Genomic DNA, 24,856 nt, shown 5'->3' with positions numbered 1-24,856 from the left:
TCTTACCACTCACCTCTTATCATTCCGCTTCCAACAGCAATACACGACTAGCCCAGTCTGTCTTCTTGCCCCAGTCTACCTCGTTGCGATAAGGCACGTCCAGACCGTGGTTCATCAGGTAAGCTCCGCTGTACGATTTTCCTTCACAGTCCAATGGCTTGAGGTCGATGCGGTTCAGTTCGTGCACCTTATACATACGGTTGGCATCCAGTCCTGCCATCTTCACACGAGGCAGGTGCTCGTTCTGGAACGATTCCGTTTTCCACCAGTACCATACGGCTTTGTCTTTCTGGTCTGTCACATACATCATCGAGGCCAGTCCCTTCCTGTCGTAAGGTGATACCAGTCGGTAGATGTTGCCAAACTGCACGATAGGCCGTATCTGCTTATATTCCTTGATAGCCTGACGGCACAGGGCTTTCTCCTCGTCCGTCATGTTCTTGGGCTGAATCTCCATACCCAGACGTCCGCTCATAGCCACATCAATGCGGTATTTCATCGAAGTGGTGCGGAACACGGTGTGGTTAGGTGTTGCCGAGATGTGCGAAGCCATAGCGATGGCAGGGAAGAAATAACTCGTTCCCCATTGCATGTAGATGCGTTGCAGGGCATCGGTATTGTCTGACACCCAGAACTCATCGAACCAGGGGAGCACACCCCAGTTGGCACGTCCGCCACCTGATGCACAAGCCTGTATCGTGACGTCAGGATATTTGTCGCGAATACGTTGGCATACCTTTTCAAATCCACGATGATATTCGATGTACAGGTGACTCTGGTTGCCCATGGTCAGATATTGTGAACCGTGGTTCATGATAGCCATGTTGGCATCCCATTTGATATAGTCAATCTCTGGATACTTGCTCATCAGGTTGTCCACGATGCTGAACACGAAGTCCTGCACTTTGGGATTGCTCAGGTCGAGCACTACTTGCGTACCACCACGACCTAACACCGGCTCACGGTTGGGCGCCTTGACAATCCAGTCGGGATGCTTCTCATACAGTTCACTCGTCGTGTTAGCCATCTCGGGCTCTATCCAGATGCCAAACTTGACACCGTTCTTCTTGGCGTCTCTCAGCAGTCCTTCGATACCCTCAGGCAGTTTGTTCTTGTCAACCACCCAGTCGCCCAGACTCGAGTTGTCCACCTTACGGGGATATTTGTCGCCAAACCATCCGTCGTCCATCACGAACAGTTCGCCACCCATTGAGGCAATGTCAGCCATCATCTGGTCCATGCCTTTCTGGTTGATGTCGAAGTAGACACCCTCCCACGAGTTCAGTAGGATTTTGCGCTCCTTATTGCCGTGCATCAGCTTGTAGGTGCGTCCCCATTTGTGGAAGTTACGGCTCACACCGCTCAGTCCTTCCTGCGAGAAGGTCAGCGCCAGTGCGGGTGTCTTGAATGTCTCACCCTTCTTCAGGTGGTATTCCGAGTTGTCCTCGTTGATACCGGCAAAGAAGTAGTGGTAGTCAGTATCGTCCGTGACCACTTTCAGTCGGTAGTTGCCTGAGTAGCAGATGGCAGCTCCGATGACGTCGCCCGTATTTTCCTGTCCCTTGCCGTTCAGCGAGAACATCACCTCTCCGTGATCAGTGTGCGAGTTACGCGTACCGTCCTTGTTCACAATGACCTTCTGACCAGGAGTCAGAGGCTCTTCCACCAGTCGGGCTTCGTTAGCCCACGAACCATAGAAGTGGCTCAGCCATACGTCACCTCTGCGAATGGGCATCATGGCCGAGGCAAAGGTGGTCAGCGTGACAGGTTGCTTCTCGCCATTGGTAATCTCCGTCCAGGCTTCTATCATGTCCACCTCCTCGTATGCCTTGTATTTCAGCTTGACGGTGATGGGATATACAGGGTCTTTCAGGTTGATTGTCGTGAGGTCGCCGTTCTGTTCCACGCTCTCTGCTATCAGGGCCGTCGACAGGTTCCCGTCAGCATGGCGCATAGCCAAAGCAGCCTCTGCAGGGGTGTTCAGTCCGTGTGCAGGATATATCTCCATTCGCCCGTCTGCTCGGGGAGTCTGCAGGTGCTGCAAATCCAGTGCACTCAGTTTTGCACCATAGTACACATACTTGGGCTGTGCCCCTTTCTCTACGTTTAATACTAGGGTGTTGTGGCGTGTCTGCACCACTACCTGCTCTGCTTTTGCCAGGGATGCAGTCACACAGAACAATGCCAAGAAAAATACCTTCTTCATATATCATTAATCTTTAATGTTTAATCTTTAATCGCTTCCGCAATGATTTCTGCCATTCGTCGTGCCCCCTTATGGTCAGGGTGAATGCCGTCGTTCAGCATCTTGTCACCATCGCCAGCATAGCTCGTATGCAGGTCTATGACGTTGAACTTGTTCTGCTTGGCGACCTGTTTGATGATGGGTATGATGCCATTCACGATAACGGAGTCGTTGATGTTCCACGTCGGCTTAAAGGCAGGTATGGGCGTACAGAGGTAGATGCGCTGATTCGTCTTGCCGTGTTGACGTCCGCAGGCTCTCAGCTGGTCTGTCATCTGCTGCAAGTCTTCCTTAAAGCCCTTGTTGAATTGCCAGTTTTCGGGTTTCGAGTCGTTCGTTCCCAACTTAATGATGATGATATCGGCATTGAAAGCCAGTGCGTCGCGCCACGCTTTCTCCTTCTGATAGGGTAGGTCGCCCTTGTTCAGCAAGGTTCGTCCAGTCACTCCGAAGTTTTTCACATAATAGCCGTTGCCCAACAGCTTCTGCAACTGTGCCGGATAGCCAATCTGAGTAGCCATCTCGATGCCGAATCCGTCGGTGATGCTGTTGCCGATGCAAGCCACTCGCAGGGCTCCTGGCTTCGGACCCTGGTGGTTCTTCAGCCATGTTGTCAGGTCGTTCAGCATCTGGTCGTGATAGGTGAACGAACTGCGGAATCCGAAACCGTGTCCACCGGTGGGGTAGATGTATAGCGCGCAGTCGTTGCCTTGCCAGCGCATAGCCGAGTAGTAAGCCACGCCGTTAGTCACGGGAGGCACTGTCCGGTCGTCGTTTGCCGTCAGGATGATGGCTGGCGGGGTAAGGTGTCTGCGTACGGCATGCTGGTTAGAGAACTCCTTTACCAACTTGGCGTCCTTCTGTCCCTCCTCACCTAGGAAGTTCACGCATGAGCCCTTGTGTGTCTCCTTCTCGTTCATCGAGATGACAGGATAGAACAGTATGGAGAAATTGGGGCGTACGGCATATTCGCTATGGGTGGACACTGTCGAGGCGAGGTGTCCGCCTGCCGAGAATCCCATGATGCCCACGTCGTCAGGGTTGATGTGCCATACGTTGGCAGAATCCCTTACCGTGCTGATGGCCTTCTCTGCATCCCCGATGGGAATCGTTCGGTCACCCTTCGGCATACGGTAGGTCAGCACGAAGTAGGCAATGCCTTGCTGGTTGAAATATGTTGCCCAATCGTGACCTTCGTTCTGCATCGACAGTCTACTATAGCCACCTCCCGGGCATCCCACCACGGCCTTGCCTGTCGGCTGTTCTGGCAGGTATCCAACGATGTTCGCCTGACCGTCTTCCGTCAGGTTCACTTTCAATGTTCTCAGCGTCTGGGCCTGTGTCGTAGCGACACTCAGTCCCACCGCAATAGCTATTGCAAATATCCTTCTCATCATACAGTTGGTTAGTAAATCTGGTTTTCAAGCTACAAAGATAAGGATATTTCGTGAAATTATCAAATTTGCAGCACGAAAAGGCAAAAATTTGCAAAGATAGTATTACTCTGCTGTCTGTTTCGTAACTCATAAACAATCTTAATTTTATGGCCAAAAAAATATAATATCGGAAAAAATGATTATTTTTGCCTGTCATTATTGAGAATTTATGGACAAAAGAATAATAGCTACTCTGATGCTGGCATTCATGGTATTGACAGCATGTACGGACAAGAACGATAATCCTGGTGACAACCCTCAGCAGACACCTGTCGACGTAGGACCGGCGTATACCGACAAACTGGTGGATGTAAATCGCGACGGCAAAGTCAGCGGACGGGTGTCACTGCGCTTCTATAGCGATATGCCCAGTGTGGCGTATGTTTCCGTGGCAGACTTCCACAAGGTAATGACAGATGGCGAGACGATGAAGGTGACGCGACAAGGCGACCTCTACCAGTTGGTCACACGTAAGGGTACTGCTACCGTGGATGTCAAGGCTGACTGTCTCTCTTCCACGACCTATGCCGCCTTTGTGGATCTTCTGTGGATGGTGGACCCAGGGCTTGCCCCCAATGCCATGTACGACGGCAGCAAGTATATCCGGTTCGTCAGTCTGGAAAACGTGTCGTCATTCAAGCCCGTCAGCGCTGTCCGCCTGGACTTTGGCAAATACAACATCGACCTGCACGACGATGGAAGCAATGTCTACTTCCCTTTTGCCACGTTGGCCGACATCTATTCCGACTGTAACTTCCACAACATCTCCTATCACGACGACTTGGTGGTTGTAAGCACCAAGTTGGACACCTATTCCATCAACAAAATCGCTCCGGAATATGCCGCCAAACCCTATCTGCGGGATGAAGTAACAGCAGACATGGCTAAGTTCCGCTATCAGGAGCTGTGCTTCGTGTTCGACAACCTCTTTGGTTTCCCTGGCTGCACTATCATGGAGCAGAACGGAATGGAAGAGAAGGGTTTCGATGCCACGCTGGACGCGATACAGGATGGCAAGACCGTGAAGAAGTTGCTACAGTCTACCGATAATATGGATTTTGCCTGGGGACGCATGGCTCTGCAATACCTCATTGATGATGGTGGTCATACCGGAACTGCTGTATCGTCAGGACTACCAGCAGGCATTGAAGCCGACTATATGTCCCGTATGAAGGCTACTGCCAGCAAATATCCCGAAGCTGCAGCCTTGTATGACAAGTGGGAAAAATGTTTGGTCGAAAGTTCTGAGAAAGCAGAGACGCTGGAGAAAATGCAAAAGCAGGCTTACGGCGATAACCTTTATAAGGTCAACGACAGCAAGACCACAGCAGTCATCCTCATCAACTCGTTCTTCGATATGAACGAGGCCGCCTGGAAAAAATACTATGCCAGCGCGAAGACCGATGCCGACTGGCAGGAGCTGTTGAAAAACTATCGTAGTGACAACCTCATCACCTTGCTCTATGGACTGCAGCAGGCGAAGGCCGATGGTGTGAAAAACCTGATTATCGACATCACGAAGAATTCTGGAGGTTCCTGTGACCTTGTAGGTGCTTCTGTAGCCCTGCTACGCAAGAACCGGACGGTGCAGTTCTGGTCGCAAGACGCCCTGGAGGGTAAGAACAAGATAGCCACATACTATGTGGACAGGAATTTTGACGGCGTGTTCGACGAGAAAGACGATACCCAGCCCAAGTTCGACTGTAGCGACATGAGCATCGGTGTGCTCATCAGCAGTGCGTCCTTCTCGTGCGGCAACCAGTTTCCAACCATCATGAAGGACTACGGCTTCACCATGATGGGTGAGCGTTCTGGTGGCGGTGCATGTTGCATACAGGTCATGCAGACGGCAGACGGACAGAATTACAAAATTTCGACTTATCGCGACCGTTCCACCGACAAGCACTTTGTGAGCAATGATTCGGGCGTACAACCTTCCGAGGGTTGCACATTCAGTCTCGACAAATTCTGCAACTTGGACTTCTTGGGTGGGAAGCTGCATCAATAATCCTTTCCACCACTTTAACATCTGCAGGCAACCACTTCACGCTGTCCAGCTCATCCATCGTGAGCCACTTAGCTGCCTCATGCTCATTCAGATGTAGCGCCTCTGTCTGCAAAGAGCAGAGGTAGCAATGCATCGTCAGGTGAAAGGCTGCGATTGAGCGAGTGGAGACCAAAGCTTGCTTTGAGTCTTCCGAGCGTGAGCAGGCTCGACCGGAGGTCAATTTCGGGTAATCATACTCCACCGTACAAAGGAAGTCATCCACGCTGATGTCCGTTGACAGTTCCTCGCGAATCTCCCGCTTCAAAGCCTCCTCAGGCGTTTCCCCAGCCTCCATTTTGCCACCAGGAAACTCCCACCAGTCTTTGAAATCACCATATCCTCTTTGCGTGGCGAATATTTTATCATCCTTGCGAATGATTGCTGCAACGACTTCTATTTGTTTCATAACTCTTCCTCCGCGGCTTTCAAGTAATTTTCACTTTCTTCTTGGTGGTATTCCTTACTATTTTCATCTGCCATCTTACATCTTCTATCTTGCAGAAATATATGGTTCAACGTGAAAGCAATCGACTCCAGAGTCTCTTCACGCTTTGAGGGCTTCAACTCACACTCCCATACTGTGATGCAATGCCACCCCATCTCTGCCAGTCGCTTTTGTTCCTCCTTGTCGCGCTCCTTGTTCCTGCGGATTTTGTTCACCCAGAACTCACGGTTCGTCTTTGGAATCTTGCAACAATCGGAGTTTTCAATTATATCTTCCATCTTACATCTGCCATCAGACATCTGTGGCAACGCCACATTGTGTCCGTGCCAGAAGCATCCGTTCACAAAAATACAAGTCCTATATTTCCTCAGCACCAAGTCCGGATGCCCAGGCAACCGCTTATGGTTCAACCTATATCTAAACCCTCTACGCCACAACCCACGACGCACAATCATCTCCGGCTTCGTGTCCTTCGACTTGATAGCCGCCATATTCGCGTGTCTTTGTCGTGCAGATAGTTTATCCATATAATGATATTTCAAGTCCCGTCTCTTCCCTGCGTATAGTATCAAGCCCAGTTCCTGTGGCATCTCTGTCCCTATGGCATAATCTTACAGTTCAATGTTTACTTTCCAATATCCCGTTTTGTTGCTGCCCACTCGTACAAGGAGTCCTACTTGTTTCAGCTTGTTAATATACGTTTTTACCTGACGCTCTGACAGGTTTAATTGTTGACCTATCTCGGCAGCATTTAAACCACGATGTGCGTTTAAGACTTCAAGCACTTCTATAGCCTTAGCAGACAGTTCAGGGAATTTATCGTGCAGCTTATCGTGCAGCTTATCGTGCAGTTCTGTATTCTCTTCCTCTTCTGGCTCGCTGTAGTTCTCCATTGCCTCCAACAAGCATTGGAGCATGAATTCTATAAACAGTGTGCTTTCTCCAGCTGCATCACATTTAGCTATAACGCCATAATACTCTTGCTGATGCTCTTTCACGATGGTTTCAACAGGAATCCACGAGAAGATGCCCTTCCAACGGCTCAGCAGCATCGTCTGCCAATAGCGGCCCATGCGTCCGTTGCCATCTATGAAAGGATGAATAAACTCAAACTCATAGTGGAACACGCACGAATAAACCAGCGGATGCGTCTTGCAAGTCTTCACCCAATGGAACAAGTCGCCCATCAATTCTGGTACGCGGTCAGGCGGTGGAGCCATGTGCAGGCAGTTGCCATTGCCATCGAACACCCCGACACCCTCTTGCCGATAGTGTCCAGCGTTTCGCACCAATTGGCTCATCATCAGACCATGAGCCTTCAGCATATCTTTCTCTTTGAAAGCATCCAACTGAGGCATCAGGCGGTAAGCCTCAATGGCATTCTTCACCTCCTGTATCTCATCAGGAGCACCCAGCACATGTTTGCCGTCGATGATGTCCGTCACCTGCTTCAGAGAAAGTGTATTATTCTCAATAGCCAGCGACGAATGGATAGTCCTTATTTGGTTTTTCTTTCGCAGCATAGGAGAAGGCAGGTCGTTTTCTATGCGTGAGTTTAGGCTTCCCACTTGTTCAGAAATCTCTGCAATCTGGTGAAGAATCTTCTCTGTTATGTTAAATGGCGGTATATACATACTACTTTATCCTTTTATTTCTGTTTTGCCTGTTACTGCTTCGTAGATAACGCTCTTCTTGTATTCCTTTAGCGTTACGCCAACTACTTGCTACGTATATCTTCCGTTTCATATCTGAGGCAAAGATACGAATAAGTGAGAAGAAAACCAAAAGAATTTCCTCTTTTTTAATCCCTGCATTATAGCCGTCCCTTATCAAGGGACTCTAAATCTCGAACGGAAGTATCTTCGAGATTTATCTCAAAGATACAAAGAAATATGAATACGGCAAAAAATTATCTTAAAATTTGGAAGATTAGAGAAAAATGTCTATCTTTGCAGTGTGAAAGGAGAAACCAAGTAGAGCCACGATGTGCGGAACGGTGGCATCTGTGTGATGATGAGCAATTCGACCTTGCCGCTTGGTTTCCTTCACTTAAATATAGAGCTGGTCACGAGTGACCAGCTTTTATAGTATTTTTATGTAGCGTTTGCCGTTGAACTCTTTTTTATCTGTTTTGCCTGTTACTGCTTCGTAGATAACGCTCTTCTTGTATTCCTTTAGCGTTACGCCAACTACTTGCTACGTATATCTTCCGTTTCATATTGAAGGCAAAGGTACAAATTATTTCCTAAACTTCCAAATAATTTTCCATTTCGCCAAAAGTTGTGTCAAGGAAAGTGTAATCGATTAAAACATGAGGCTTTAAGTTTTGGTATTCTTGTGACAACTTATGATGCGGCTTAAGATGGAAAGCTAACCTTAAATCATCCTTTCCTTCTTCCATATCAATCTGTTTAGCTTCACTTCCTTTGATGGTTCTCACCCTTGTTATCTCATAAACATCACGAATACCCTTACCCTTGAAATAAGGAATAAAATAGTGTAGATTATGCAATGCTATAGACGTAGGAAACGAGGGACCTGTATAATAAAGGTCAGCCGTTCCTTCCTCGAACTTTTTAAGGTAGTTCTTTCGACTACTCTCCCTTACCATTCCTATGAGCACTCTATCACCCACTTCAATGAAGGCGCCCTTCTGTGGTATTACCTTAGAAATAGTTGTAGACGACTTGGTCTCTATCAGTTCTTTGATGAAATGCTCCAATAGTTTTCTATTTTCCTTGTCTTTTGGCCTTAAAGGAAAGGCTCCTATATTCACCTCACTGATAGTCTTATAGAACTTAGAAACTTCAACATCGGCTTTTTGTCCATCACCAGGAAAAAGGATATAACCACCAATGACTTCTTTCTTCAATTCATTGGATGAGTGCTCTTTGTAATAGATGGCATCCCTATATCTATGCATTTGATTGATGGCATCTTCTGGGGGTGTGTCAACGCCTGTTGGTGTTCTGCCCTCAATTCGGTATTTTGCATCGAAGAGATAAGTCATCTTCATGTCCTTCTGCAAATCTTGCTTGGTCAGTTGTAGTACAATGTCAGGCTTTTGAGCTACAGTGGGCACCACCAGGTTCTCCATGCTGATATTATCGTTCTCTTTCTCAGTATGTTTAGGGTTATAAACCAATTCGGCCAACTCTACATTGTCTTTCTTGAATAGGATGCGCGAATGTTCTCCTTTTCCTAGCTCCCAAGTGAATATGCCGTTCATTTCCATACGGTTGCGATGGTCAACATCCACGTCAATACCCAAAAGCTCTTTCACGATATGGCTCACCTCAATGAAGCACCAAATCTCATAAAGGGTAGCAATATCTTTCGATTGGAGACGATATATACCTTCATTCAGAGAATAGGCTCTTCGCAGCAAGTTCCAAGTCCGATAAACTTGACTATAACCAGTTGCTTTTTGTAGCACCATACTCTCTTGGTTCAATCCTTTGAAACGTCCAACAGTACGAAAGAACGGATTCCTTTCTAGATGTTTCAAAGTGTTGAGCATCTCCTTCATGTCTTCCTTGTAAGGATCGGACATGCCTCTAATGCTCTCAATTCGTTTCTTCAGCGACTCGTATTTATTGGTTATCTGTCCGAGGGCATGCTTTAGAAATCGGTTTTCTTGTGTGTCGTTGCTCTGAATCTGTTGTTCAACTCTATAGAGGTGAGCCTGTTCCCTTCGATGCTCAGCCAATTCATTTTCAAGATTGACGGGAATCCTCGTCAGTTTGTCTGCACGAAGATAGGTTTCTATTCCATGAAGTCGGTGTCGAGGACGTTCAATGATACCTTTTACAGCTTTGATAAATTTTTTTTGTTCCTCTGCAAAGATACTCCACCATACAAGGTCAGGTGTCTCTCCGCTGCTTTCTGGTGAGAATCCATGAAACGTTCGTTTCATATAGTCAAGCGAAAGCATACGATATTCGCTTTCTATGTCTTCGATTATCTGGCGCCAATGCTCATGATAATTCAGTTTAGTCGAGAGCACCTCAAAGCCAAAACGGAAGTGGCGCAGTTCTGTACCAACTTTATAGTCTATCAGAATTTCGCTCTTACCAATATCGTTGCCGTAATTGATAAAGCCTGCAAGAATGCCTCTTCGGAAACTGAAGTTCTCATTGTCACCTTGAAGCATGCTTCCAAAACGGGCATCCTTTACGTGGCTGCCAAACTCCACCCAAATAGGATATTCTGCATTATCAAAGAAAACAGCAGGAGCAGATTCTCCTTGATTGATGTTTTGCTCGTTGCCGTCTTCATCCTGTCTGACTACAGACACCACTCCATCCGTCCATGAGTAGTTAGAGGTCAGGTTCTCTTCCCCTACATTTCTCACGGCCTTGTCCCAAATGGCATCGAACTTACTACATTCAATGCTCATGGTGAAGTCTTGGTGCTTGATGGTCAGAAGTTCCATATATGTTTAGCTCCAGAAACTTGTATAGCCTGATGAAAGACGTTTTTTCATCTCGTCTAACTTTGCAAGAGAGATTGATTTGTATGGTTCTTCATCTTCGTCTTCATCAAAGATTTCTGCAAAAACATCTTTTAGAGCCTCTTCGATAGTATCACCAAGACCTTCTAAAAACTTCATGCTAACCTTTGTTTCATCTCCTTCTATTCGAGAAAGAACCTTCATGTTGGTAATTTCATCCAAAGCACGAGCTATTACGAACTCATCTTTATACTCAGAATCTTCATCTCCCTCTATCTGTTTATAAGGAAGGTTATTTACAACATAAAGCAACACTTCATTTCTCGTCCTATATGCTATCTTGAATGGCGTACCTTCTAATTTGTCATTTATCTTCTGCAGGTAATCAATAGCAGTATCACAAACTTCCTTATAAGAGGAGTAAATGTCAACTCCCTCCACAGCATTGCCGATTAGCTCAGCTGCGCCAAGTTTGCCAATCCTCTCATACTTGTTTTCTAGGCCTCCTGAAAGATTGACCTCATTCATCTCAATGGTCATTGCCCTATCAAGTACTTTGCGACTGAATGAGAATGTTGTTTCATCCATATTGACAGTACCAACAACGATTAGGTTTTGTGGAATACAGATGCCGTCCTCAAGGAATTGATGGCGTATGTCTTCATCGTCTGTCAATTCGCTTGTTAATATACGATACCAATCCTCTGGGCTTTTCTTTAATATAGGGTCAGTCGTAATATTCCCTTTTTCATCAGCCTTTCGACTTTCTATCACACTAAGATATTCCGCAAAGTATTGCTCTACAGGAGCGAGATTCATTTCGTCCAAACAAAGGAAATAAGGAACATCTTGTTCTTCCCATGCTTTTGCGATGAACTTCAGAAAATTTCCTGCTACAAAAACAGGCTCTCCACTAACACGACTTACATAGCCTATCAGTTCCGATGAATCGTGCCAATTCGGTTTCACCTGCACCATCTCAAAGTTCCTTGGTTTCTGTGCTTTATATTCCTCAGTGCCTTCATCCCAACATGCGCGTGCCAGCTCACGAACTATACGCGACTTACCTGTACCAGAGATACCTGCAAGTAACAAAAACGGTTTGGATTTGATGGCTGTGATGTAGGGGCGGAAATAAGAAGCAGTTTGCTGTATTTCACTATTTGTTATATTTAGTCCACCTTTATAATCTGATTTAATGGATGTATCAGGTATCAATTCTAACCAAGCATCTCGTCGTTCTGATGAATTTGCATATCTTATAGAATGATTCTCATCAACAATTACAGCTGACAAATGTAATTCATCTTGATTATATACTTCTATGCTGTATACAAACCAACAAGCTTGTTCGTTTAAGCCTAACACTTTTCGAGCATGACGAATAAACTCGGAATTTGAAAATTGTTCTCCATTATACTGATAGGCATTCTTATCAGAATACTTAATACTCTTTCTTCCTGAATGACTTTCCGAATCCTCCTTAACAAGGACCATAATAAAAGGATAGTCAATTCTTGTCCCATTAATAAAAACTTTTCGAAAAAGAGAAGCAATTTGGCATTCATCAAGTTCGGAAGCTTGATAAATCCGACCACCTTTCCCTAAAGGAAGGCTTACCCTATCTAATGGCACGGAGCAATAAACCATTCCAATGAGTATCACCTCTGCTCCTGGATATGTAAATTTGTATGCTGGTTTTGATTGTCCCAACGCTGTGCCCCATGAAGGAGTGCCTGTTCCGACATTAAGGTATGTACCAAATGCGAAAGAGCCTAAATCTAAGTTCATAATACCTGACTAAAAATATGATTTAACAATATACCGACCAAATTAACATCCCAGCCGTTGCCTGCTCTAGTAGACAACTGAGAATAGGATTGTCCTGCGTAATTTAATTCACCATCTTCAAATCCCATAAAACGGAATTGTTCATCAACGGACATTTTTCTTACGATTTCCAAACCATCTTCTTTTGGGACTTCAATTACCCTTAAACTATTGTGCTCAGGTTGTGTGATAGTTATACTCAATGCATTTGTCTTTATCTTCTTGTTGTAAACATCGAAGCAAAGTGGCTCATCAACCACAAAAGATTCTATACGATGTTTCTCTTTTAGATGCTCTATTTGTGCCTGTGACAGATAAAGATAGTCAGGTGCTTTAACATCCAAGAAATCTCCAAACCTCTTTGTCAACTTCATTTTAGGTGGAACAATGTTAAAACCTTCTGGAACACCACCTAACATTGCAAACATCCATATTCTCTCACGATTTTGAGGTATTCCATAATCGCAGGAGTTGAGTATTGCATACTGAAGTTCACCATAACCTAATTCACGCAGAATCTCCTTTATGCGGTTTCTTGTTGGCTCGAATTTCTTGGCTGTGAAGCCTTTCACATTTTCAAGCAAAAGGTATCGAGGACGTTTTTCTTTCAGAATCCTCATTATTTCATAGAATAACGTTCCTCTGCCATATCTGTCATCCTCGCCCATTTGCATTCCTGCGGAAGAGAATGGCTGGCACGGAAAACCACCTGTAAACATATCAAAATCAGGAAGTTCTTTCGGATCTATCTTTGTGATATCGCCCCAATTCTTAATATTAGGAAAATTTGCTTCGAGTAATTTGCTTGCAAATGGATTAAACTCTGACATTCCTATAACCTTATAATTCAAGCCAGAGCGTTTTAATCCAAATGAAGCTCCACCATATCCTGCAAAACCTTCAAAGACTCTGATAATCTCATGGGGTGGTAATTTTTGTAATTTCTTCTTTGACATGAAAAAGCCCTCTCTTCGTTTTCGAAAAGGGGGCGTGGAATTGTGAAGTGTTTAACCAAGGCTTACGACGGCCCACATCAGACAACAATCATACTGTCCACGCCCTTTATGAGCGTAAACATCCAATTGCTTGTCCGACTGATGTGTTTCCCTGAGGTCGTAATTCTGGTTAATCAGTCAACCAAGGATGTCAATGACGCTTATTTTTCCCTTATTCTATTGTTTTAGTTCTACTTTTAATATTATAGTCCGTGTGCACCAAAACGGACAGGTTAACTTTCTTGGTTACTACAAATAAAAAACGTGGTGCTTAACATCTGCCCGTTCGTCTTCGCGGCCTTCCACAGCCATGCTGAAAAACAGACAGAGTAAACACCCACGTAGGAGTATATTATACACCGTAAAGTGTGCCAGAAGGTACACGACCTTCACGACACACTACGGAGAGTATATGTTACACCCCGTGGAGCTACATCTGCAATGTTCTTGTTCAGCATTCGATTGTGGAAGTTTCGAAGACCAAAAACAAAGCGTCAGTAACGCCTTCTAATATGTAGTGCTCTGCCCAATAGCTCCATTCTCCTCAGAGAATTTCATTGCCACCAAGGGCGGAATGCAATTGCAAAGATACAACTTTTATTGTAAATAAAGAAAAAAAGTTGGGAATTATTTGGTTTTAGGCGAACTTTGGGATGTGGCTTTGTCTTCTACTTTTCTTTCTCGAAGGTGATGCCTTCGTAGAGTTCCTGGGTGCCTTCGTCGCTTTTGGGGAGGAAGTGGATGCGCACACCGCGGATGTGTTTCTTGGCGCGGAAGGTTTTGGGATCGTCTACTTTCGCGCTTTCTATCTCGAGTTTCATCATGCCCCAGTCTGGCAGACGGACGCGGTCGCCGTCGCGCAGGTGGCTGTTGACGACTTCGGCGAGTGTCATGATGACACCGTTGATGGTGCCTTCGTGGATGTACATGCGTCGGGCAACTTCCTTGACGAGTTGTTTGCTCTCGATGGTTTTGTCGTGGACGGCTACGGCCTTGTATTTGCCGAAGGTGGCGAGGTTGGGTTTGCTTTCTTTCTTGATTTTGTACTTCATAGCTCGTTTTATTTTATATTTGATGCAAATATACGATATTTTCGAGAGAATACAAAGAAATTTCTAGAAAATATTTGTTTTTGGAGTTTCTTGATGTTGTTTGTGCTGCAAAAATATTTTTTCAAAAAAGTTCATATTAGCCTACATGCCTACACAAAATGTGGCTTAAATGCCGATAAATACGATAAAATCTTGGTTTTTGAGCCTACACAAAGCCTACATAAAGCCTACACTGTGCCTACACGATTTATGTGTTTTTTGACCTAAAACACGCAGAAAAGAAAGATTTACCATACGAGGGAACGAAAAAGAGTGCGCGAGATTGTAACTTTTTTGATTAGGAATCGTATTGAAATTCTCTAGAGAATTTATGGCTTACTATACGTGGCAGTAATTGCTGGTAGCCTAGGGAATGGTTAAATTCTCTAGAGAATTTTGAAGATAGTCTGAATAGAAGATTTTGCGGTTCTTCGAGCGCGTTTTTGCTAGAAGCCTATGCAGGTTTTGTGTAGGCTGTATGTTTTTTGTGAAGGCATAGTGTAGGCTTTGTGTAGGCTTTGTGTAGGCTTGATTTTTTGAAAAGTGCAGATAATCAGTCGTTTAAGTGAAAATTGTGTAGGCATGTAGGCTTATTGCTGATTTTTTTCAAAAAAATATTTGCATTGTGACGAAAAATTTTGTATATTTGCAGAAGAATTCAAATACTTAAAACTATAAAATACACATGAAAATATCTATCCTCAAAAGAAAAAGAAAGACGGAAGTCATCAATCGTGTCGAGTTGGCGGATCTGGCTCAGGACATCAGGAATGGTAAGATGGACAAGGAGGTGAAGTACCACCGTGAGATTTACCATCTGATGAACCCGCACAGACTGCCAGACGGTCAGATATCCATACAATGGGCAGGTGGCATCAAGTTGCCCCGGATTTGTTTCTCGGCTTCCTATCGCAAGTTGAAGGACGATTGGGTGATGATGAACTACAATGGACTCGTCGTGTTGGAGGTGAACGACCGTGCCACCTACGAGGAAGCCGTGAAAATCAGGGAGATGGCGAAGAAGTTGCCTGAGACGCTGATGTGTTTCCTGGGAGGTTCGGGACGTAGTGTGAAGATTGTGTGCCGAGGTGAGTTGTTCGGCACCTCACCCGCGCTCTCCAAAGGAAACGAGAAGTTGCCCACGAAGGAAGAAGACATCCGTCAGTTCCACCATAATATATATGATACGGCGCGAAGGGCTTACCAGAACCAGTTTGGTCTGGACATCGAGTTCCTGGAGCCTCGCCTGGACCGTTCGGTATATATGAGTGCTGATCCGCAGATGGGCTTTAATCCGGATGCCCGCCCGTTCTATGCCGACACGCTGAAGCACGACCAGCCGCAGTCCGTCAATATCAGTCGCGAGGAAGACAGGCTGATGCCTGGGCGTACCGTCACGCGAACATACCATCTGAACTGGCAGTTTATTGTGGAAAATGTGCTGGGGCATTACTTCGATTTGCCCGATGAGAACAAGGAGGCCGAGCTGCTGATGCAGATAGCCTCGCTGTGCCTTGACCAGGGCATTCCGTTGGCTCACGCCCAAGGGCTGACCTTGCTGCATCCTGCACTGAACCGCGACAAGCTGTTGGTGAAGAAAACCTTCCAGACGGTGTATAGCGTGACGGAGCAGGAAGCCTATCGCAAGCGCCATAAGATTCGTCCACTGAAGAGCGTGCCCGACGACACCCTGAACCAGATGAAGGCGGAGATATTCCTCGAATCGAACTACGAGATGCGCAAGAACCTGCTGACGGGCGTGCCCGAATACCGCGAGCGATATTCGGACTTCCAGGAGTTCGTCCCGTTGACGCCTGAGGTGCGCAACAGTATGTCGCTAACGGCTAACGAACTGGGACTGAGGGGATTTGACAAACACATGAACCGATTCATCGACTCGATGCACATCGAACAGTATGACCCCGTGAACCAATGGCTGGACGGACTGCCGAGGTGGGATGGGGTAGACCGCATCAGCGAACTGGCTAAGCGTGTGCCTACCGACCAGCCACACTGGCCGATGTATCTGCGCTACTGGCTGGTCGGTATGGTGGCACAGTGGCGCGAGAGTGACCGACAGCTGACAGGCAATGCGCTGACACCGTTGCTGATAGGTCGTCAGGGGTGTGGCAAGACGCGATTCTGCAAAATCCTGCTGCCTCCCGAGTTGCGCGACTATTACAACGACAAGATTAATTTCAAGAACGAGTTCGACCTGAACATCGCACTGACCTCGTTTGCACTCATCAACATCGACGAGTTCGACAAGACCACCAACTCGCAACAGATTGTGCTGAAATACCTGCTCTCATCGGCTGACGTCAAGTTCCGTCCGCCCTACGGCAAGACCATCAGGCAGTACAGGCGATATACCTCGTTCATCGGGACGACCAACCAGATGAAACCCCTGGTGGATCCCACGGGAAGCCGCCGGTTCGTCTGCGTGGGTGTGACGGGAAACATTGACTTCGAAGACTCGCTGGACCATGAACAAATCTTCGCACAGGCCCTGCACCTCTTCAACAGTGGGGCGCGTTACTGGCTGAACGACAGTGAGATAGCTATGCTCATCAAGGAGAACGAGCCCTACCAGCGACTGAACGACCTGGTGGAGATGATCGGCGAGACGTTTGCCAATCCCACGAGTGATGAAGTAGCCAGCTGGTGGAGTCTGAGTGACATCAGTGCCAAGTTGTCGGTGAAATATCCCAACTACGACCCTGAGACACCTTTCCAGAAGATTGGCAATGCCCTGAACGACGTGCGGTTCAACTTCAAGAGCAAGCGTAATGCGAAACACATGGCATACTGGCTGACAGAGAAATAAATTAAAATAAAAAGGAATGCGTATGACTACGATTGAACTGGATATGATACAGACAGCTGCCATTGGTGCCTTAGCGCTCATGGCGGGTATGGTCTTGACGCGAAAAGTCGCATTGCTCCAGAGATACTGCGTACCATCGCCCGTGAGTGGTGGCATCATCTTCTCATTGCTCACCCTGGCACTTTACGGGTGGTGCGACGTGGAGGTGTCGTTCGACGGCACGTTGAAGGATGTCTTCATGCTGGCATTCTTTACCAGCGTGGGATTCCAGAGCGACCTGAAGGTGCTCAAACAGGGTGGCAAGACGCTGTTGGTGATGCTGGGCCTGCTGGTGGTCATCATCACTTTGCAGAACCTGATGCCAATGGGAATTACCCGGTTCATGGGCGTTGACCCTTTAATTGGTATGGCTGCTGGTAGTATCTCAATGACAGGCGGACACGGTACGGCAGGTGGGTTTGCTAGCGTTCTCGAGGGAATGGGACTGCATGGCGCAGGTACAATCGGAATGGCTGCTGCCACCTTCGGACTGATTGCCGGCTCCATGCTGGGCGGTCCACTGGCAGAGAAGATAATCCGCACGAAACTGACTCACGAGCAGATGCAGCCACAGGATGAAGAGATAGACCCCGCAATGGCTGGTATCGAGAGTGACGAGGCTTCGCCAGCAGGTCGTGAGAAGCGTGTCAGCACCAACGAACAGGAGTTCCAGCAGTATGCGAAGGCTACTTATTGCATCTTGCTGGTCATGGGTGCCGGCACGTTGATGAGCTGGTTACTTACCAAGACAGGCATCACGTTCCCCACCTATTTCGGGGCCTTGATATTAGCTGCTATCGTGCGCAACGTCATGGGATTCCTCCGTTACAAGGAGGATGGCAAGTGGGTGAGGGCAGAGAAGTCGCTTGATATGGATCGGATAGTCAGTGTGGGCAATATCTGCCTGTCTTTGTTCCTCGGTATGGCGATGATATCCCTGAAGCTGTGGGAACTGCAGAGTCTTGCCCTGCCCCTGATCGTCATCCTCGTGTCCCAAATTGTCATGATGGGGCTCTTTGTATTCTTTGTAGCCTTCCCGCTTTTGGGGCGCGACTATGATGCCGCTGTCTTGTGTGCAGGAATATGCGGTTTCGGCTTAGGTGCAACCCCTAACGCAATGGCTAACATGAGTGCCGTATGCTATAAATACCGTTACACCGTCAAGCCCTTCCTCATTGTCCCCATCATCGGCGCCATGTTCGCTGACCTGATCAATACCGCCATCATCACCACCTTCCTGAATCTGTTGTAAGGTCCTCATCGTGTAATGTAATAGGTATGTTCAAAAATCGTATGCATCGACAATTTCTCATACTCATTAGCATTCTGCTCTGGTCAGTCCCCATGTCTGCAGAAGATAGTCTGCCCATCATTGAGATAAAAGCAGACAGGACAATCATTTATCCTCAGCGAATGGAACTGACAGGAGAAGAAACATTGATGGATATCCTCCAGATGATGCCGGAGATGATGATTGGCGGATACGAGGATGTCATAGCCAGCTATAACCTCCGCATTAACAACGTCCCAATGAATGGTGACATCAGGTTGATTCTAAGCCAGATGAAAGCCAAGGACATTGCCAAGATTCAGGTTTGTGACAATACGGGTGTTGCGAAGGGAACCATTGGAATAGCCAAGGTGTTGGATATCAACATGAAGATGCCTGACACGCTGAAAGGTTTCGTGGAAGGGCAGGGAGACTTCGGGAAGGACATTGCAGGTCTTGGCACCGTGAATGCCTTATACGGCAGTAAAAGTACTGATCTCTATGCCAATGTGTCTTATCGTCATCAGGAATGGAATGAGGAGTTTCTGACGCTTCACATGACGAATCGGTTTGATGACAAGAACAAGTTACTGACCTATTTCACCCAGCAATATCTTGACCAGCCTTTAAATATGTCACGAAGAGTCATGGGCAGGGCGCGATTCTTCCATACCTTCAATGAACAGGGCACCGAACTGCTCATTACGGGTGGTTACCAGTATAATAGTAATCCGCTCTTATCCAACAAGTTGCCATTGTATGTCGCTGAGCTGAATACGCCCTTGTTTTCTGAGCGACTGTCCATGATGCTGGGTGTTGAGGGCGATTTCCTGATGACCGAACAAAAGGTGACGGGCAGGAACTGGGATGTATTCAATCATGATGTCTATCTGCAGTTCACCTACTCCTTGCCTAAGTGGAAGTTGACAGTGGGCAACCGTGTGATGTTCTATCGCTATAAGTTAAGGGATTTTGGCATTACTCAAAAGCATTCTGACACCCGTTACAATACAAATGCCTGCGTCGTCTTTGTACCAGATAGCCGCAATCAGGTACAGCTGGGCTATTTTCGCAAATACTATAATCCTACCTACTTAGTTCTCTTTATGGAAACCAATACACCGTTCAGTGAGGAATGGGCGAGGGCTAAGGGTGTGCTGGATGAATGGGATATTCACCAGGTAAAGCTGGCTTATGCCTATAGTCGGCAGAAGTTGACTGTGCAGACGGAAGCCAGCTATTATGATATTGAAGATGGCGAGAATTTTACAGAACTGGATGTGTCGGCCTATTGGAAAACGAAAGGGTTGACACTGACTGGCGGGTCTAATCTCTATATAGCCAAGAGTGCTACCTTTGCCTCATTTAGATTTGTTCCGAAAGCCTATCTCCCTTACGACTGGCAAATTGGAATGCAAGTGATTTATTATACCAGGAATTCACCAACACGTGAGATGTTTGGCACCCCTGTCTATGGTTGCTTGTCCGTGAATAAACAATTTGGCAAGAGATGGAATCTGGGTGTTGACTGGCATGATATGTTTGATGCATTCTGTGGTGATGCGGAACTCAACAGACACGCCGCAAACATCAAGTTGCAGTATAGATTCTAACAATGGTACGTATCATCTGAAACAAAATGTGGTGCAGACGATAAATCTGCACCACATTTTGTTTTATGTTAATAAGTTACTTCACCTCCTCGAATGAGACATTCATTGATTTACAACTACTTGCGTGAGCTTGGTGTCAAAATGTTGCAAAATGCTTATAAGCATCCGTGTAGCAAACATCTAATAACCAGTGGCAAAGGTACGATTTTCTATCGAAACAGCCATAAGAAAACCAATAAAAGTTTGGAAAAGATCCAATTTTTAACAGAAAGCTTGTGTGATTCGGAAAGAATTCGTATCTTTGCATCGCTAGAACCCGCCAAGCCTCTCCGCTCGACTTAGGTCGCTTGCCTAAGCCAAGAACGATGCTCAAATGTGCGGGTCGTTTTATAATTTGTCGGTCATGACCGATGAAATTATTCTTATCTGTTACTATCCAATTCTTCCAGGACATCTTATAGGACATCTTTCTGTACATTTATTGAGTAAACTTTTCCGAAGTCTTTTCCGACATCTTTTCCGACATTAGCATTGTCATTGTCCTTGGTTCACGTACAATGACACTAAATGCTGTAACAAGATTGACATTGAACTCGGCAGCGGTACTTTGGTTCTCCTTTAATGCTATACTTGCTGTCGTACAACAGTAAGTAGACTATTCATGCCCATGGGACTGAGTAGTTACCTTGATTGATCTTTCATGTTAATTATGATTAAAAGATAAGATTGAAACTTGTGTTATTCTATTTTAATCACTATATTTGCAGAAATTTTGCAAAATTGAAGTCAAGATGGTATTACAAATTCGATTAAGTAACTTTTTCTCTATTAACGAAGAAGTGATTTTGGATATGCAGGCAGCGAGTCTTCAGACTAAAGAATCCAAGGACCTGTTGGGTAATACTTTCGTTTGCAATGACGAAAGGCTATTGAAGACTGTTGCTATCTATGGAGCTAATGCATCAGGAAAGAGCAACATTATCAAAGCGATAAGAGCTTGTGTGCAGATGATCTTCGAGTCGCATAATTATAATGAGAACACAATCTTTGCTTTTACTCCATTTAAATTCGGTGGGATAGGTAAGCCCAGTAAATTTTACATTCGATTCTTAATCGAGGGTGTTGAATACGAGTATAGTTTCTCCTTGACAAAAACTGAGATTATAACAGAGGAACTGTATTATTACCCTGTCGGTAGAAAAAAGTTGGTGTTTTCACGAGATGAACGCAAAGGCCCAGACAAGAAGGATATCTATGAGTTCCGTTCTGCTATTCGCAGACCTATGGACGTGGCTGGTAATACATCGAAAAAAACGCTCTTCGTATCTCGTGCCAGTCAGATGGATCGTGATGTAGCTAAGGATGTGTTCCGCTATTTTAATGAGCGTTTTATTTTGAACTATTTTGGCTATAATAGTTATTCCATAGAGTCGCTTTTGAATGAGAACAAGGACTTGATTTTGAGGGTGCTCAAGGCTGCAGATAGTGATATTATAGATATTCGCAGTCAGCACGAATTGAGGTCGCTGACTACTGCAGTGTTTGACCCTCTGAGTAACCAGTTACTTTCAAGGGATGATATACAAAAGCCTCAGTTGAAGATTACGACTTTCCATAGGAATAATCCGGAAGTCCCATTTGATTTTTATTCAGAGGAGTCGAGTGGTACTCAAGAGTTCTTCCACATGATGTTGACTATTCTGAATATCATCAAGGGCAACAAAGTTCTTCTGATTGATGAAATATCGATGGGACTACATGTGAATCTGGTGGAGTATATTCTTAATCTGTTCCATCAAAGTGAATCGGCTCAGCTCATATTCTCTACGCATAATACTAATCTGCTCAACATGAGAAAGTTGAGGAAAGACCAGGTGTATTTCGTTAACAAGCGTGATGACGGGTCTTCAGATTTGTATTCTCTCTTTGATTTTAAGGATTTCCGTGAGAATATGGATGCTGAAAAGGCATACCTTCAGGGTCGTTTTGATGCAATCCCCTATATTGACGAATCGTCGACAAACTTAAAACGACTTGGCTAAGATGGGAAGAAAAGTTCGTATATCTAAGGGAAAACAAATGAAGCCCAACTTCTTTGTTTTCTGTGAGGGTGAAACGGAGATCGCATATGTCAAATTCCTGCGTTCATTGTATCGGGCTCCCATTCAGGTCATAGTAAAGAAAGGCAAGTCGAATATTTCGGAAGACTATATTGAACGCTCCCAAAATGAATATGTAAGAACTGAGCAAGATAAAGTCTTCTTGATGTATGATTTGGACGTTGATGGGATGTTGGAACAACTGCAAAAGATACCTAATGCAGAACTGATAGTCTCTAACCCGTGTATAGAACTATGGTTCTTGTTGCATTATCAGGAGCAAAAATCTGAGATTTCGTCTGTTAAGTGTGTTCAGAAATATCAGAAGGTATCGAAAGGATACAAAAAGGGTGTCTTGTCTGAAGAAGAGAAGGCTGTGTTTACTAAAAATAGAGAGTCGGCTGTAGAAAGGGCAAAGAAACTTGCAACATTCCAAAATCCTTCTACAACGGTATTTAAACTATTGGAGGAATTGAAAGGATAGTAAAAAAATCCGTGTAATCGAAAGACTACACGGATTTTAATTAAGATTTTAAAATCCTTACTTCACCTCCTCGAAATCAGCATCCTGGATGTTGTCATCCTTGGGGGCTTCCTGCTGACCACCGGCCTGCTGACCATTGAATGGGTTGTCCTGACCAGGCTGAGCACCCTGGGCACCCTGATACATCTGCTGTGAGGCAGTCTGCCAAGCGGTGTTAAGAGCTGCCATTGCGGTGTCGATGGCATTGACGTCGCCAGCCTTGTGGGCATCCTTCAGCTGTTGCAGGGCCTGCTCGATGGCGGGCTTGTGCTGAGCAGGAATCTTGTCGCCGAGTTCTTGAAGCTGATTCTCGGTCTGGAAGATCATAGAGTCAGCCTGGTTCATCTTGTCAACGCGCTCGCGCTCCTTCTTATCGTTCTCAGCATTCTGCTCTGCCTCAGCCTTCATGCGGTTGATCTCGTCCTGTGACAAGCCAGATGAAGCCTCGATGCGGATGGCCTGCTCCTTGCCAGTAGCCTTATCCTTGGCAGATACCTTCAAAATACCGTTGGCATCGATGTCGAAGGTTACCTCAATCTGAGGAATACCACGACGGGCAGGTGCGATACCAGTCAGATTGAACTGTCCGATAGACTTGTTCTGTGAGGCCATAGGACGCTCACCCTGCAGTACGTGAATGGTAACCTCTGTCTGATTGTCAGCAGCGGTAGAGAAAGTCTCACTCTTCTTGCAAGGAATAGTCGTATTAGCATCAATCAGCTTGGTCATAACACCACCCATTGTCTCGATACCTAGCGTCAGCGGAGTAACGTCAAGCAGTACGATGTCGCCTACACCACCTTCCTTATTCAGGATGGCACCCTGGATAGAAGCACCAACGGCTACCACCTCGTCAGGGTTAACACCCTTTGAAGGCTCCTTACCGAAGTAGTTCTTTACCAACTCCTGTACGGCAGGGATACGGCTAGAACCACCTACGAGGATGACCTCGTCGATATCTGCAGTGCTCAGCTTGGCATCAGCAATAGCCTTCTGACAAGGAGCCAGACAAGCCTGGATGAGTCCGTGAGCCAACTGCTCGAACTTAGCACGGGTGAGGTTCTTTACCAAGTGCTTGGGCACACCAGCGACAGGCATGATGTAAGGCAGGTTGATCTCTGTGCTTGTGCTAGAAGACAGTTCAATCTTTGCCTTCTCAGCAGCCTCCTTCAGACGCTGCATAGCCATTGGGTCTTGTGTCAGGTCGGCACCCTCGTCGTTCTTGAACTCCTGTACCAGCCAGTCGATGATAACCTGGTCGAAGTCATCACCACCCAGGTGAGTATCACCATTGGTAGAGAGCACCTCGAACACACCGCCACCGAACTCAAGGATAGAGATATCGAACGTACCACCACCGAGGTCGAAGACAGCAATCTTCATATCCTTGTTGGCTTTGTCAACACCATATGCCAAAGCGGCAGCTGTAGGTTCGTTGACGATACGGCGTACGTTCAGGCCGGCAATCTGTCCGGCCTCCTTGGTAGCCTGACGCTGAGAGTCAGAGAAGTAGGCAGGTACGGTGATGACGGCGTCTGTCACCTCCTGTCCCAGGTAATCCTCGGCAGTCTTCTTCATCTTCTGCAGTACCATAGCAGAAATTTCCTGCGGTGTGTACTTGCGTCCGTCGATGTCGACGCGAGGATAGCCACCCTCGTTGACTACAGAATAAGGAACGCGAGAAATTTCTTTCTCCGTCTGCTGCCAGTTCTCACCCATGAAACGCTTGATAGAGTAAACCGTCTTCTTGGGGTTTGTGATAGCCTGACGCTTGGCAGGGTCGCCAATCTTGCGTTCACCATTCTCTACGAAGCCTACTACAGAAGGTGTAGTACGCTTACCTTCGCTGTTAGCGATAACAACTGGTTCGTTGCCTTCGAAAACGGCAACACAACTGTTAGTTGTTCCTAAGTCGATTCCAATAATCTTTCCCATAATTTATC

At 46.1% G+C, this 24,856-nt stretch carries 16 protein-coding genes; 6 read left to right on the top strand and 10 right to left on the bottom strand.

Annotation, left to right across the window (positions count from 1 at the left end):
* Window positions 1-19: 19 nt before the first annotated feature.
* Window positions 20-2,206 (bottom strand): alpha-galactosidase, encoded by a 2,187-nt coding sequence (locus BLU47_RS00945; RefSeq protein WP_091957286.1) that lies wholly within the window; start codon window positions 2,204-2,206, stop codon window positions 20-22.
* 20 nt (window positions 2,207-2,226) lie between these two features.
* Entirely contained in the window at window positions 2,227-3,642 is a 1,416-nt protein-coding gene (gene axeA1 / locus BLU47_RS00940; RefSeq protein WP_091957285.1) for an acetylxylan esterase AxeA1, read from the bottom strand.
* A gap of 208 nt (window positions 3,643-3,850) precedes the next feature.
* Between axeA1 and BLU47_RS00935 the strand changes: the two genes are divergently transcribed.
* The gene (locus tag BLU47_RS00935) at window positions 3,851-5,689 is read left to right on the top strand and encodes a S41 family peptidase (protein WP_091957283.1); all 1,839 of its coding nucleotides are present in this window, start codon (window positions 3,851-3,853) and stop codon (window positions 5,687-5,689) included.
* Here the strand turns inward: BLU47_RS00935 and BLU47_RS00930 are convergent.
* The 7 genes from BLU47_RS00930 to BLU47_RS00900 all read right to left on the bottom strand — a co-directional run bounded on the left by BLU47_RS00930 (window position 5,634) and on the right by BLU47_RS00900 (window position 14,503).
* Window positions 5,634-6,134: a (deoxy)nucleoside triphosphate pyrophosphohydrolase gene (locus BLU47_RS00930; protein ID WP_091957282.1), complete on the bottom strand. Its 501-nt coding sequence runs from the start codon at window positions 6,132-6,134 to the stop codon at window positions 5,634-5,636. The genes BLU47_RS00935 and BLU47_RS00930 overlap by 56 nt on opposite strands.
* Window positions 6,131-6,700 carry a very short patch repair endonuclease gene (locus BLU47_RS00925; RefSeq protein ID WP_091957493.1) on the bottom strand — a complete coding sequence of 190 codons (570 nt, stop codon included), beginning with the start codon at window positions 6,698-6,700 and terminating at the stop codon, window positions 6,131-6,133. Before BLU47_RS00925 ends, BLU47_RS00930 begins: the two co-directional genes overlap by 4 nt.
* A gap of 84 nt (window positions 6,701-6,784) precedes the next feature.
* Window positions 6,785-7,807 carry a Fic family protein gene (locus tag BLU47_RS00920; RefSeq protein WP_091957281.1) on the bottom strand — a complete coding sequence of 341 codons (1,023 nt, stop codon included), beginning with the start codon at window positions 7,805-7,807 and terminating at the stop codon, window positions 6,785-6,787.
* Between the two features lie 611 nt (window positions 7,808-8,418).
* Window positions 8,419-10,608 carry a DUF2357 domain-containing protein gene (locus BLU47_RS00915; RefSeq protein WP_091957279.1) on the bottom strand — a complete coding sequence of 730 codons (2,190 nt, stop codon included), beginning with the start codon at window positions 10,606-10,608 and terminating at the stop codon, window positions 8,419-8,421.
* Window positions 10,609-10,614: 6 nt separating this feature from the next.
* On the bottom strand, window positions 10,615-12,417 hold the full coding sequence (locus BLU47_RS00910; protein ID WP_255402037.1) for an McrB family protein: 1,803 nt from the start codon (window positions 12,415-12,417) through the stop codon (window positions 10,615-10,617).
* Window positions 12,414-13,412, bottom strand: coding sequence for a DNA (cytosine-5-)-methyltransferase (gene dcm / locus BLU47_RS00905; protein WP_091957278.1), 999 nt, complete (start codon window positions 13,410-13,412; stop codon window positions 12,414-12,416). The genes BLU47_RS00910 and dcm overlap by 4 nt, the downstream gene beginning before the upstream one ends.
* A gap of 707 nt (window positions 13,413-14,119) precedes the next feature.
* The gene (locus tag BLU47_RS00900) at window positions 14,120-14,503 is read right to left on the bottom strand and encodes an HU family DNA-binding protein (RefSeq protein ID WP_091957276.1); all 384 of its coding nucleotides are present in this window, start codon (window positions 14,501-14,503) and stop codon (window positions 14,120-14,122) included.
* 724 nt (window positions 14,504-15,227) lie between these two features.
* Between BLU47_RS00900 and BLU47_RS00895 the strand changes: the two genes are divergently transcribed.
* From BLU47_RS00895 to BLU47_RS00875, 5 genes are all read left to right on the top strand, one after another.
* A complete protein-coding gene (locus BLU47_RS00895; RefSeq protein ID WP_091957275.1) occupies window positions 15,228-17,369 on the top strand; it encodes a BT4734/BF3469 family protein in 2,142 nt (713 codons plus the stop codon).
* 22 nt (window positions 17,370-17,391) lie between these two features.
* Window positions 17,392-18,660 (top strand): sodium/glutamate symporter, encoded by a 1,269-nt coding sequence (gene gltS, locus BLU47_RS00890; protein WP_218131525.1) that lies wholly within the window; start codon window positions 17,392-17,394, stop codon window positions 18,658-18,660.
* A gap of 92 nt (window positions 18,661-18,752) precedes the next feature.
* Window positions 18,753-20,291, top strand: coding sequence for a TonB-dependent receptor (locus tag BLU47_RS00885; RefSeq protein ID WP_091957271.1), 1,539 nt, complete (start codon window positions 18,753-18,755; stop codon window positions 20,289-20,291).
* Window positions 20,292-21,082: 791 nt separating this feature from the next.
* Window positions 21,083-22,333, top strand: coding sequence for an AAA family ATPase (locus tag BLU47_RS00880; RefSeq protein ID WP_091957270.1), 1,251 nt, complete (start codon window positions 21,083-21,085; stop codon window positions 22,331-22,333).
* 1 nt (window position 22,334) lies between these two features.
* Window positions 22,335-22,874: an RloB family protein gene (locus tag BLU47_RS00875; RefSeq protein WP_091957268.1), complete on the top strand. Its 540-nt coding sequence runs from the start codon at window positions 22,335-22,337 to the stop codon at window positions 22,872-22,874.
* A 57-nt stretch (window positions 22,875-22,931) separates the two neighbouring features.
* Here BLU47_RS00875 and dnaK read toward each other — a convergent pair whose 3' ends face one another.
* Complete coding sequence (gene dnaK / locus BLU47_RS00870; RefSeq protein ID WP_091957267.1) at window positions 22,932-24,848, bottom strand: molecular chaperone DnaK; 1,917 nt, start codon at window positions 24,846-24,848, stop codon at window positions 22,932-22,934.
* Window positions 24,849-24,856: the final 8 nt, after the last annotated feature.

It is taken from the genome of Prevotella sp. tc2-28, assembly GCF_900107705.1.
Taxonomy (GTDB): Bacteria; Bacteroidota; Bacteroidia; order Bacteroidales; family Bacteroidaceae; genus Prevotella.
This window is presented reverse-complemented; position numbering and strand designations above follow the sequence as displayed.